The sequence below is a fragment of the Kitasatospora purpeofusca genome (assembly GCF_000718025.1).
GTDB lineage: Bacteria > Actinomycetota > Actinomycetes > Streptomycetales > Streptomycetaceae > Kitasatospora > Kitasatospora purpeofusca.
On record NZ_JODS01000042.1, the window covers coordinates 26,929 to 39,691 of the forward strand.

A 12,763-nucleotide genomic window follows, 5' to 3' on the forward strand; every position below is an offset into this window, starting at 1 on the left:
CGCACGACCCGCGCACGAACCGCACGCGGTGCGCCGGCGATCCGGTGCGGACGAACCACCGCCCGCACGCTGCCGGTCCTGCCGTTCCGCCGGGCCGTTTCCCCATCGTCGCGTTCTGCCACGATCTGGACATACTCCTGTCACTGCCCGTCCATGGAGATCGCGCACCATGGTGAATGTGCCCGCCGCACCCAACCGTGGGGGATGGCTGCGAGGGGCACGGTCGCACACCCGATGGGGGTCGGGAGTGCGAGGCCGGGCGGCCCTGGGTGGGGGCGCCCGCCCACACGCCGGGAACCGTGGCGTCCTTTCCTGGAGGACGCCACGGGTCTCGGCCTCATTCTTTTCCCCGCCCGACCCTCCCGTCCACACACCCGGTGTCACGATCGCGTGCCGCCCGGCCCCGCGCGCGGCGCCGCGTCCCTTTCCGGCCCCTTTCGGCGCAATCCCGGGAAAGCCCGCGCCGTCCGGCCCCGCTCCCTACCCTGTGGTGAAGACCGTGTGGAGACGCCCGGAGGGGCCAGGGGCGTCGCGATGGAGGGGGTTCTTCGTCATGCGCGTTGTCATCGCAGGCCAGGGTTATGTGGGGCTGCCGCTCGCGGTCCGCGCGGCCGAGGTCGGGCACCGGGTGGTCGGCTACGACGTGGACGAGCGCCGGATCAAACGGCTGGCCGTCGGCGAGTCCTACGTAGAGGACATCCCGGCCGAGCGGCTGCGGCCGCTGCTGGAGAACGGGAGCTATCTGCCCTCCGCCGAGCCGTCCGACGTCGCGGAGTTCGACGTCGCGGTGATCACCGTGCCGACGCCGCTGCGCGACGGGGTGCCCGACCTGTCGTACATCGAGTCCTCGGCCGCCCTGCTCGCCCAGCACCTGCGGCCGGGGGCGACCGTCGTGCTGGAGTCCACCACCTACCCCGGCACCACCGAGGAGCTGCTCGCGCCGCTGCTGGAGCAGGGGTCGGGGCTGACCGTCGGACGGGACTTCCACCTCGGCTACAGCCCCGAGCGGATCGACCCGGGCAACCCGACCTGGCGGCTGGAGAACACCCCGAAGGTGGTCTCCGGGATCGACCCGGCCTCCCTGGCCGCGGTCGAGGGCTTCTACGGCGGGCTGATCGACCGGACCGTACCGGTCTCCTCCTGCAAGGAGGCCGAGCTGACCAAGCTGCTGGAGAACACCTTCCGCCATGTGAACATCGCCCTGGTCAACGAGCTGGCGATGTTCGCCCACGATCTGGGGATCGACGTCTGGGAGGCCATCGACGCCGCCTCCACCAAGCCGTTCGGCTATCTGCGCTTCACCCCCGGCCCGGGGGTGGGCGGGCACTGCCTGCCGATCGACCCGTCCTACCTGTCCTGGCGGGTGGAGCGGGCGCTCGGCCAGTCGTTCCGCTTCGTCGAGCTGGCCAACGACGTCAACAGCCACATGCCCGACTACGTGGTCCGGCGGCTCGCCGAGGCGCTGAACGAGCGGCAGCGCTCGGTCAAGGGCTCGCGGGTGCTGCTGCTGGGGCTGGCGTACAAGAAGAACACCGGCGACGCCCGGGAGACGCCGGCCGCCCGGGTCGCCGAGCTGCTGGTCCGGATGGGCGCCGAGGTCCGCGCCGCCGATCCGCACGTGGTGGTCGGGGTGCATGTGCCCGAGCCGGTGATCCCCGGCCAGCGGGCGGCCGAGCACGACCCGCACGGCGACCCCTTCGCCGCCGTCCACCGGGTGGAGGCGAGCCCGGAGGAGCTGGCGGCGGCGGACGCGGTCGTGCTGCTGGCCGACCACGACGACTTCGACTACGGGGCGATCAGCGCCCACGCCCGCTACGTGCTGGACTGCCGGCGCCGGCTGGCCGGCGGCGCCGCGGTCGAGGTGCTCTGAGCCGTCCCGCCGGGTCCGCCGCCGGTCCAGTCCGGTCCAGTCCGATCCGCCTCCGGCCGGGCCCGAACGCGCCGGGCCCCGAACGCGTCGCGGCGTTCGGGGCCCGGTACGTACGGGGCCGGCGGCGGGCGGTCAGCGCCGGCGGCGGTAGGCGACCGTGTTCGGGGTGCCGTACTCGGCGCCGTCGTCCACGATCACGATCTTCGGGATGATCCTGGTCTCCTCCTCGGCCGGGCGCTCGGCACCGGCCGACTCGCCGCCCGCCGCCTCGCCACCGTCCGCCGCCGGGACCGGCGGGGGCGTGGCGGGCCTCGGCGGCACCGGGCCGGTGGCGACGACCGGGGCGACCCGCCCGGGGGTGACCCGGAGCATCGCGGTGGCCGCCTCGCCGGAGCCGGACGCCGGGCCGACCGGCCGGGCCGGGACGGGCTCCTTGCGGAGCACGGCCCGCGGGTCGGCGGCCGCGGGCACCGGGACGGACAGGGCGGCGGGGACGGCGACGGGCAGCGGGATCTCCCCGGTGTCGGCCTCCGAGTCCACCGGGGGCGCGTCCGAGGGCGCGGCGTCGACCGGAGCCTTGTCGACCGGAGCCTTGTCGACGGGCGCGGCGTCCGCCGGGGCGCCGTCGGCGATCTCCTGCCCGGCCCGGACCTCGGCCGCCAGGGCCTCGGCCACCGGGGCCGGCAGCGGCTCGATCGCACCCACCGCGGCACCCGTGAGCGAGGCCAGCGTCGCCTTGATGTGGTCGAGGTGCTGCTGCACCGTCTCCAGCCTGGCGGAGAACTCGCGGTGCTCGCGCTCGGTCGCCGCGTTGATCCGCTCGGCCTCGCGCCGGGCCTGCTCGATCAGCTCGTCCGCCCTGGCCTGCGCCTCGGCGTCGCTCTGCTTGATCCGGCCGAGCACCCCGTCCCGGAACTGCTCGGCCTCCTTGACCCGCCGCTCGGCGGTGGAGGAGATCGCCGCGTCCTCGCTGTCGGCCCTGGCCTGCGCCTCGGCGAAGGTCTCGTCGGCCTTGCGGCGCAGCTCGGCCAGCTTGGCCTCGGCCCGCTCGGAGGCCTCGGCGGCCGCGACCCGGACCTGGGCCGCGTGCGCGGTGGCGGCGTCCCGGACGGCCCGGACCTCGCGGTCGGTGTCGGCCCGGATCGACTCGGCCTCGGCCCGGGTGCGCTCCTCGGTGCGGCGCGCGGCCGCGTCGGCCTCGCTCCGGGTGACGGCCGCGTACTCCTTGGCGGCCCGGTCGGCCGCCTGGCCGGCCTCGTAGACCTCGTCGCGGAGGTCCTCGGCCGCGCGCTCGGCCTTGTCACGGACGGCGCGGGCCTCGTTCTCGGCCGTCCGGGCCAGCCCGGCGGCCTGCTCGCTGAGCACCTCGTAGTCCGGTTCCGGGGCATCGGCGGCGGCCTGCCGGACCTCGGCCAGCCGGCGTTCCATCTCCCGGATTCCGGACCCGAGCACGCTCAGCCGCTCCCACGCCTCGTCCCGCTGCGCGGTGTAGGCGGTCAGGGCTCGGTCGACCTGCTCGGGCGCGTAACCGCGTCGGGCAACGGTGAAGCCGTACTGGGGGACGGCGTCGCTCATGGGCTCTTCCCCTCGTGTCGCGGGCTGCGGAGCCCATGATCGGACGGATCGGTCCGCTCGGGAACCGGGTCGACGAACCCGGTCGGGAGTCGAACGTCGAACGGATCGAAACATGTCGAGGATGGACGATTGCGACCATCCTCTTGACCTATTTTGCGCAGATCATGGCGAAACCCCAATGAGGCACCGCCGCACCGGTACGCCGAAGGGGCCGTTCCGGACACCGGAACGACCCCCAGCCACCTGCGTGGATCCGGGGCCACCCGCCAGGGCTTGTCCGACAATCCCTAGAGCAGGCCGTCCCAGAACTGCTCCAGCAGCACGGCCCACCAGGTGTCCGCGGACTGGAGCGCAGCCGGGTCGATCGCGGCCAGCTGAGCCTGGAAGTCGGTCGTCCAGCGACCGGCCTGGTCCGGGGTCAGCCCGTACCGCAGCCGCCACATCCGGCCCAGCAGGGCCAGCGCGCGGACGAACTCCGGTACACCCGTGTTGACGAACCGGGGCGGCTCCCCGGTTCCTTCGAGATCGATCGCGACCACGTGCGCCGTGCCGTACTGCACACACAGCTGCCGACCGTAGTCGTTGCCCAGCACCAGGTAGCCGCCGAAGTCGGTGCCGCCCGCAAGGCCCCGCTCGGCGGCCAGCTCGGCCAGCGTCGGGATCGGCCGGCCCTCCTGGGCCTGCGCCCAGAAGAACGGTCCGAACTCGCGCGGCAGACCCGCCCACATCAGCGTCTGCGCCACCGGCTCGGGAACGCCCTGCCGGGCCACCGCGCGCTGCTCGAAGCGGAACACGTTCGCCCCGAAGGCCTGGCCGAGCTCCTGGCCGAGCTGCTGCGGCGGGACCGGCTGCGGCGCCGGGACGGTGCCCGGGGCGGGCAGCGGCACCCGGAACGGCCGGACCCGCTGCGGACCGGAGGCCAGCTGGTGCAGCTCGTCCAGGTGGTCCAGCAGCTGGGCCATGCCGGCCTGCCGGGAGTGGTGCTCCCGACCGTAGTCGGCGGTGTGGGTGAGCCGGACGTTCGGCCAGGAGGCGGCGATCATCCGGTGGCAGTAGCCGCCGGGCAGGTCGCAGGACTCCAGCTCGGTGTAGAGCTCCAGCACCTGCTCCGGCGGCACGTTCAGCCGCCGCAGGTCCTGGAGGATCTTCCACTCCGGGTGCGGGGTGCCGGGCTCGCTGCGGTGCAGCAGCTTCTGCTCCGACCCGTCCGGGCCCCGGTAGCTGAGCGCGGCGAAGTAGCCCGGGCCGACCGCTGGCACACCGGGCGGCACCGGGGCGCCCTGCGGCGGTCCGGGAACGGGCGCCGGCGGGACGGGCGCGGCGACCGGCACCGGCGCCGGGGCGGCGGCGGGCGCGGGCCCGGCCGGGTAGCCGTAACCGGCCACGGGTGCGACGGGCGCGCCGGCGCCGGGCGGCGGCGGGACGGCGGGACCGCCGGACGGCGGGGTGCCCGGGTCGATCGCGCCCGCCAGCTGGGTGCGCTCGTACGCCACCCCGCCGGACGCGGCGGGGGCGGCGGGCGGTGCCGCCGGGGCGTCCGCGGGACGCAGACCGGCCGGCGGCGGGGGCGGCGGGGCGCTGGAGGCGCCGCGGCCGCCGGCACCGGCGGAGGCCGCCGGGCCGGAGCCGCCGCGCAGCTCGGCGGGCGGGGGCGGCGGCGGGGCCGAGCCGGGGTTGCGGCCGAGCGCGGCGGGTGCCTGACCCGCACCGGGACCGGCCGCACCACCGCGCAGTGCGGCGGGCGGGGGCGGCGGCGGGGCGGAGCCCGGGGCGCGGCCGAGCGCGCCGGGCGGCGCGGCCTCGGCGGGCGGGCCGACCGGCGGCGGGACCGGGGCCCCGGGCGCGCCGGGAAGACCCGCAAGACCGGGCAGGCCGTCGGGCGAGGCCAGCATGGTGGCGGCGTGCTCGACCCCCGGCCCGGCGGGCGGCGGGACGGGCGTCCCCGGGGCGGGCGTGCCGGGGCCGCCGGGCGCGCCCGGCAGACCGGCAAGACCCGGCAGGCCGTCCGGCGGCGCCAGCAGCGTCGGCGCGGGCTCCACCACCGGCGGAAGCGACGGCGGCACCGGAGTCCCCGGCACTGGCGTACCCGGCACCGGCGTACCCGGACCACCCGGCGCACCCGGCAGACCCGCAAGACCCGGCAGGCCGTCCGGCGGCGCCAGCAGCGTCGGCGCGGGCTCCACCACCGGCGGAAGCGACGGCGGCACCGGAGTCCCCGGCACCGGCGTACCCGGACCACCCGGCGCACCCGGCAGACCCGCGAGGCCCGGCCGAGCGCCCTCGGGCAGCAGCATGGTGGCCGCCTCGGAACCGGCCCGCGGCTCGCCGGACAGCCCGGCGCCGTTGGTGCGCAGGCCGTCGGGCAGCAGGACGGTCGCCGCCTCGGCACCCGGGCCGGGCACGGGCGGACCGGCCGGCTCGTCGTGGCCGGGCGGCGGGGCGAGCATGGTCGGCGCGTCCCCGGCGGGGCGCTCGGAGACCGGCGGTGTGGTCAGCACGGCGGGCCCGGGCGTGTCGGCGCGCCCGAACCGGACCCCCGGGGCCGGCGGCACGGCGGGCGCCGGATCGAGCGGCGGGGCGGGCGGGGCCACCGGCTGGACCAGTGGCTGCGCCGGTGGCTGGAAGGCCGGCTCGGCCGGAACCGCCGCAGCGGCGGGTTCGGCGGCCACCGGCACCCCCGGGGCCGGCGTCCCGGCGGCCGCCGGTGCGCCCAGCCGCTCCGCCTCGGCGGCGAGCGCCGCCTGCCCGGCCTCCTGCAGCCACTGCGGCGGGCTCAGCAGGAAGGACGTCGCCTCCACCGGCCCCGGCGCGGGCCGGGCCGCTCCGGCCGGGTTGGCCGCGACCGGCCGTCCGTACGTCTCCTCGTACTGCCGGACCACCTCGTTGACGGGCAGCGCGGGCCAGAGGGTGCTCGCGCCGGAGTCGCGGGCGATCACCAGCCGGGCCTCGCCCTCGGCCTCGGTCCCGCCCTCGGCGGACTGCACCGCCCAGCAGACGAAGCCGAGGTCGAACTCCCGGACCCGCACCTCGCGCTGCCGCTCCCGGGACACCCCGCCGTTGATCCACTCCTCGGCGAGCTCCTGCGCCTGCGCGTACGTCACCACGCCCGGTTCACCCCTGTCCCCATCGTCCCCGCTCGTTCCACACCGTCGACGACCGGCCGGTCCGTCCGCCGGCCCGTCCTGCGCTCCACCGCGAACGCCACGTCAGCCCACCGGAACGGCCCGGGCGAACCCGCCGTTCACCATCAGCTCGGCGACCGTCTCCAGCTCCGGCGGGCTCCCGGCCAGCCGCAGCAGGAAGGCGTCGAAGTCGTCGCCGCAGGGCAGCAGCAGCCGCTCGACCCGGTCCTCGGGGGACTCCGCGGCGCCGGTGTCGCGGGCGTCGTCGTAGAGGCAGAGCCAGACCGAACCGACCCGGTCGCCGCGCACCTTCAGCGCCAGGATGCCGCCCTGGGCGTACGCGATGCCCAGGTAGTCCTTGGTGAAGTGGTCCCGCAGGCACTTGTTGGCGTAGACGACGTCCTCGGTGCCGTACTCCTCGGTGAGCGTCAGGAACGGCTGGTCGACCAGCAGCCCGAGGTCCGGGTCGAGCGCCACCCCTGCGGGGACGCGGCCACCGCCGAGCTTGAGGAAGGTCCGGTAGGCGCCGGGCAGCCGGTAGCCCAACCGCTGCTCGGCCCGCTGCACGAGGTCCTCGGGGACGCCGATCGGGTCGCTGCCGTCCAGGGCGAGCGGGAAGTGCACCGCCCGCTTCTCCTGCAGCGGACGGGTGCCGCGCCGGCTGTGGTCGGCGGAGGAGGTGGCCAGTCCGCCGTGGTGCCGCAGCAGCGCCTTGACCTCGACCGGGACCAGCTCCATCCGCCGCCAGCCGGGCGCGGCCCGGCCGACCACGTGGTGCCAGGTCCAGCCGGGCGGGGTGGCGACGGCGGTGTCCAGGTCGGCCCAGAGCGGGTGGCCCTGGGTGAACAGCGCGGCGTTCGCCGAGACGTAGTCGGTCAGCCGCAGCTCGTCGACGCCGAAACCGGCCGGCGGGTCGGCGACCTCGGCCGCCGCGGCGGCGTAGGGGCCGAAGTCCGGGTGGCCGTGCTCGTCCACCCTGACCCCGGCGGGGTGCCGCTCGGCGCGGACCGGATCCGGGAACTGCACCACCTGACCTGCGTACGCCGCGTTCGGTGCGGCGGCGACGCCGGGCCGACCTGTCGTCATCTGGGAGCCCCCACTGGCTGCTGCAAATTCTCGGTGCGCTTGTTGGGAACCAGCGTAGGGGGTACCCCTGCGGCCCGGCCCCCCGCCCGGTGGGACCGGACCCGGACCGGCACCGACCGGACACGGGACGGCCACCGGCAGGGCACGGGGCGGCCACCGGCGGGGCGGGGAGGCGGGCGGGGGGAACGGGGTACGGGTACGGGTACGGGTACGGGTACGGGACGGACGTGGGACCGGCGTGGGAGGGACAGGACGCGGGCTCAGGCCGCCAGTGCCTTGGCCAGCGCCTCCACCACCCGCTCCTGCTGCTGGGCGGTGATCTGCGGGAACAGCGGCAGGGTCAGCAGCTCCGCCGCCGCCCGCTCGGCGACCGGGAACGCCCCCTCGCCGTGGCCGAGGTGCCGGAAGGCCGGCTGCAGGTGGACCGGCACCGGGTAGTGCACGCCCGCCCCGATCCCGGCCTCGTTCAGCGCCGCGAGCAGGGCGTCCCGGCGCTCGCCGCCCGCGCCGACCCGGACCGCGTAGAGGTGCCAGACGTGCTCGTTGCCGGGCGCGGTGCGCGGCGGGGTCACGCCGTCCAGACCCGCCAGCAGTACGTCGTAGCGGGCGGCGGCGGCCCGGCGGGCCTCGTTCCAGGCGGGCAGCCGGCGCAGCTTGGCGCGCAGCACGACGGCCTGGAGCGCGTCCATCCGGGAGTTGAAGCCGAACCGCTCGTGGACGTACTTGCGGGCCGAGCCGTGGTCCCCGATCAGCCGGACGGCGGCGGCCAGGTCGTCGTCGTCGGTCACCACGGCCCCCGCGTCGCCGTAGGCGCCGAGGTTCTTGCCGGGGTAGAAGCTGGTGGCGGAGATCCGGCCGTGGCGGGCGCGGCCGTCCTGCCGGGCCCCCTGGGACTGCGCGGCGTCCTCCACCACCGGGCGGTCGCCGGCCAGGTCGAGCAGCGCGGCCATCGGGGCGAGCTGGCCGTTGAGGTGGACCGGCAGCAGCGCGACCGCGTCCGCCAGCACCTCGGCGACCCGGGCCGGGTCGATCAGCAGGTGGTCGGGGTCGGCGTCGACCAGGACCGGGCGCAGACCGGCCCGCTGGACGGCCTCCGCGGTGGCGACGAAGGTGTTGGCGGGCAGCACCACGCCGCCGCCGGGCGGCAGGTCCAGGGCGCGCAGGGCCAGTTCGAGGGCGTCGGTGCCGTTGGCCGCGCCGACGCAGTGCCGGGCGTCGGAGAAGGCCGCGTACTCCTCCTCGAAGCCGGCCACCTCCGGCCCCTTGATGTAGCCCCCGCTCGCGAGCACCCGGTCGAAGCCGGCCCTGACCTCCGCCTCGATCTCGGCGTGCGCGGCGGCGAGGTCGACGAGCGGAACGGGCTGGTCGGTGGTCATCCTGTGGTCTCCCTGGGCCGGTCGGAACCTGTCGGTACGAAACCTGCGAGCAGCGGAACGGACGAGCAGCGGTGCGGACGGGCGGAGGTACGGACGAGCAGCGGAGCGGACGGAGCAGAGGAACAGCGGAACAGAGGTGCAGCGGCCTCAGCCGAGCGCCGACCGCAGGGCGGCCACCACCCGGTCCTGCTGCTCCTCGGTCAGCGCGTGGTGCAGCGGCAGGATCAGCGAACGCCGGGTGAGCAGCTCGGTGGCGGGCAGCGGGACCCGGGCCGTCCCCTTGTACGGGGCCTCCAGATGGGCGGCCATGATGCCGCGCCGGGCGGAGACGCCGGCCTCGGCGAGCCGGACCAGCAGCTCGGCCCGCTCGGGGGCGCCGTCCGACGGCAGCACCCAGCAGGACTGGTAGTTGGTGGTGCCGTGCGGCGGGTCGTCGACCAGCCGGACACCGGTGCCGACGAGCAGTTCCCGGTAGCGGGCGGCGAGTTCGCGGCGGCGGGCGACCATGGCGGGCAGCTTGCGCAGCTGCACCAGGCCGATGGCGGCCTGGATGTCGGTCATCCGGTAGTTGAAGCCGATCTCGTCGTAGGTCTCCAGCACGCTCGCGCCGCCGGCCCCCGCGTGCCGGTCGGCCGCCGAGACACTCATCCCGTGCTCGCGCAGCCGCCGCAGCCGGGCCGCGAGTTCGCCGTCCCGGCAGGTGACCATGCCGCCCTCGCCGGTGGTGAGCAGCTTGCGCGGGTGGAAGGAGTACGCGGCGAGTTCGGCGCCCGCGCCGACGGGCCGGTCCCGGTACACGGAGCCGGCCCCGCAGGCGGCGTCCTCGACGACGGTGACTCCGTGCGGCCCGACGGCGGCCCGGATGCCGTCCAGGTCGACCGGCACCCCGCCCTGGTCGACCGCGATCACCGCCCTGGTCCGCCCGGTGAGCAGCGGTTCGACGGTGGCGGGGGTGAGGTTGCCGGTGGCCGGGTCGACGTCCGCGAACACCGGTACCGCGCCCGCGTAGGTGACGGCGTTGGCGGTGGCGACGAAGGAGAGCGAGGGGACGACCACCTCGTCCCCCGGGCCGACGCCCGCGCCGATCAGCGCCAGGTGCAGCGCGGTGGTGCAGGAGGAGACCGCGACGGCGTGCTCGACGCCGAGGTGCTCGGCGAAGGCCCGCTCGAAGGCGGCGACCCGGGGGCCCTGGGCCACCCAGCCGGAGCGGACCGCCTCGGCGGCGGCCTCGGCCTCCTCCTCGCCGAGCCAGGGGATCATGACGGGGATGCTGGACACAGGCGTGCTCCGAACGTGGCGCGGACGTGATCGGTCGACGGGGCGCCCGGCCGGGCGCGGACACCCGGCCGGACGCGGACGCGAGCAGGGGCGGCCCCGAGCGGGACCGGAGGACCGCGGGACCGCGGCGGCCCGGAACGGCTACTGCTCGCGCCACCAGGCGACCAGCCGGCGCAGACCGTCGTCGAGGCCCAGTTCGGGCTTCCAGCCGAGGTCGCGCTCGGCGGCGCCGATGTCCGCGAGCCGCCGCACCACGCCGCCGGCGGTCCCCCGGGCCGGGCCGTGCTCGACGTCCAGGTCGCTCCGGTCCATCGCGGTGAGCAGGGCGTCGGCCAGGCCGCGCAGCGAGACCTCACTGGCGCTGGCGATGTTGTAGACCCGGTCGGTGACGGGGGCGGCGGCGGCCAGCAGGTTGGCCCGGGCGATGTCCTCGGTGTAGACGAAGTCCATCGCCTGGGTCCCGTCGCCGAAGATCAGCGGCGGCTGTCCGGCGGCTATCCGCTCCATCCAGCGGATGAACACCTCGGTGTACCGGCCGTGCACGTCCATCCGGGGCCCGTACACGTTGAAGTAGCGCAGCGCGACGTAGTCCAGGCCGGACATGGCGTGGAAGGAGCGCAGCAGGCCCTCGTTGAAGACCTTGGCCGCCCCGTACAGGGTGTCGTTGTTGTACGGGTGGTGGTTCTCGGGCGTCGGGAAGACCTCGGCGAGGCCGTAGACGGAGGCGGTGGAGGAGGCGATCACCTTGCCGACGCCGACCTCGGCGGCGGCCTCGACCACGTCGAAGGTGCCGTCCACCATGATCTCCAGGGCGAGCCGGGGCTCGGTGGCGCACTGGGTGATCCGGATCGCGGCCAGGTGGAAGAGCAGGTCGGTGCCCGGGTCGAGGAGTTCGCGCAGCAGGGCGCGGTCGCGGATGTCGCCGTCCACCACCCGCAGCTGCCCGGGGGCGGCGATCTCGCGGGCGTACGCGAGGTTGGCCTGCCGGCCCCGGACGAAGTTGTCGAGCACGACCACCTCGCGGGCGCCGCCCTCGATCAGCTGGTCCACCACGGTGGAGCCGATGGTGCCGGCCCCGCCGGTCACCAGGCAGCGGGAGCCCTCGATCTGTACAGCGTTCACCGCGCGGCGGCCCTTTCCTGAGCTTCGGACATGGCGGACGTGCCGGGCAGGTCGCGCCCGGCGGACGGTTCGTGGCCGGCGGGCCGGTCGTGCCCGGCGGACCGCTCGCGCGGCTCGGCCGACTCGTGCGGCGTGTGCGGCTCGGCCGGCTCGGAGTCGAGGCCGACGCCCACCGGTACGGTGGCGCCGCCGAGTTCGAGGCTGAGCGAGGCCGCCTCCAGCAGCTGGAGCACCCGCAGGCCGGACCGGCCGTCGGTGAGCGGGGCCCGGCCCTCGGTGATGGCGGCGGCGAACTCGGCCATCACATTGCGCAGCGCCTCCTGCTCGACCAGGGCGGGGGCGACCATCGAGCCGACCCGGTAGGAGATCAGGGCCTGGTGGCGGATCGCGTCGGTCAGTTCGTCCGGCGGGGTGAGGTCCACGCCCCGGTCGTGGACCGCCAGCCGGGCCTGCGGGTTGAGGTCGTCCCAGACCAGGGTGCGCCGCGAGCCGCCGATCATGGTGGTGCGGACCTTGGTCGGCGAGAGCCAGTTGACGTGGCAGTGCGCCAGCGCGCCGTTGCTCAGCCGGACGGTCAGGTAGGCGACGCAGGCCCGGCCGGCGCCGATCGGGTCGGCGCCCTGGGCGGAGACGCCGACCGCCTCCACGCCCGGCGGCAGGACGAAGTCCAGGATCGACAGGTCGTGCGGGGCGAGGTCCCAGAGCACGTCGACGTCCGGCTGGACCAGTCCGAGGTTGATCCGCACCGAGTCGAAGAACTGGACGTCGCCGATCTCCCCGCCGTGCACGAGCTCGCGGATCCGGCGCACCACCGGGGTGTAGCAGAAGGTGTGGTCGCACATCAGCACCAGCCCGCGCTCCTCGGCGAGCGCCACCAGTTCGGCGGCCTCCGCGGCGGAGGTGGTGATCGGCTTCTCCACCAGGACGTGCTTGCCGGCCTCCAGCGCCGCCCTGACCAGCCGGTAGTGCGCGGCGGCCGGGGTGGCGACCGCGACCGCGGCGACCCGCTCGTCGGCCAGCACCTCCTCGAAGGAGGTGGTGGAGCGGACGGTGCTGTACTCGCCGAGCACCCGGCGGGACTTCGCCGGGTCGAGGTCGCAGAGCCAGTGCAGGCGCAGCGCCGGCGTCTGCTGCGCGTTGCGGACCAGGTTCGGGCCCCAGTAGCCGGCCCCGACCACCGCGATCCCGATCCGGCGCTCCGGCGCGGGCTGCGGCGGCGCGCCGGGTGTGGGTACGTGTTCGCCGGGCGCCTCGTTGGCGGTTTCCGTGTCAGTCATCGCAAGACCCCCCTTGCTGTGTGGAGCAGGGCACCGGCTCACGGGCGCACGGCCCGG

The 12,763-nt window shown here is 76.0% G+C and carries 8 protein-coding genes; 1 reads left to right on the plus strand and 7 read right to left on the minus strand.

Going from position 1 to position 12,763, the window contains the following annotated elements:
- Positions 1-553: 553 nt before the first annotated feature.
- Complete coding sequence (locus IF01_RS0137000; RefSeq protein ID WP_030398021.1) at positions 554-1,870, plus strand: nucleotide sugar dehydrogenase; 1,317 nt, start codon at positions 554-556, stop codon at positions 1,868-1,870.
- Positions 1,871-2,002: 132 nt separating this feature from the next.
- On the opposite strand, the gene IF01_RS0137005 is transcribed toward IF01_RS0137000, so the two are convergent.
- From IF01_RS0137005 to IF01_RS0137035, 7 genes are all read right to left on the minus strand, one after another.
- A complete protein-coding gene (locus IF01_RS0137005) occupies positions 2,003-3,445 on the minus strand; it encodes a coiled-coil domain-containing protein (RefSeq protein WP_030398022.1) in 1,443 nt (480 codons plus the stop codon).
- A 287-nt stretch (positions 3,446-3,732) separates the two neighbouring features.
- Positions 3,733-6,549: an SUKH-4 family immunity protein gene (locus tag IF01_RS0137010; protein WP_030398023.1), complete on the minus strand. Its 2,817-nt coding sequence runs from the start codon at positions 6,547-6,549 to the stop codon at positions 3,733-3,735.
- Between the two features lie 102 nt (positions 6,550-6,651).
- The gene (locus IF01_RS0137015; RefSeq protein ID WP_030398024.1) at positions 6,652-7,653 is read right to left on the minus strand and encodes an HNH endonuclease; all 1,002 of its coding nucleotides are present in this window, start codon (positions 7,651-7,653) and stop codon (positions 6,652-6,654) included.
- A 260-nt stretch (positions 7,654-7,913) separates the two neighbouring features.
- Positions 7,914-9,029 carry a DegT/DnrJ/EryC1/StrS family aminotransferase gene (locus IF01_RS0137020; protein WP_030398025.1) on the minus strand — a complete coding sequence of 372 codons (1,116 nt, stop codon included), beginning with the start codon at positions 9,027-9,029 and terminating at the stop codon, positions 7,914-7,916.
- A gap of 147 nt (positions 9,030-9,176) precedes the next feature.
- Positions 9,177-10,289, minus strand: a complete 1,113-nt coding sequence (locus IF01_RS0137025; RefSeq protein ID WP_030398026.1) for a DegT/DnrJ/EryC1/StrS family aminotransferase — start codon at positions 10,287-10,289, stop codon at positions 9,177-9,179.
- 159 nt (positions 10,290-10,448) lie between these two features.
- Positions 10,449-11,429, minus strand: a complete 981-nt coding sequence (locus IF01_RS0137030; protein ID WP_030398027.1) for an NAD-dependent epimerase/dehydratase family protein — start codon at positions 11,427-11,429, stop codon at positions 10,449-10,451.
- Complete coding sequence (locus IF01_RS0137035; RefSeq protein ID WP_078880644.1) at positions 11,426-12,706, minus strand: Gfo/Idh/MocA family protein; 1,281 nt, start codon at positions 12,704-12,706, stop codon at positions 11,426-11,428. The genes IF01_RS0137030 and IF01_RS0137035 overlap by 4 nt, the downstream gene beginning before the upstream one ends.
- Positions 12,707-12,763: the final 57 nt, after the last annotated feature.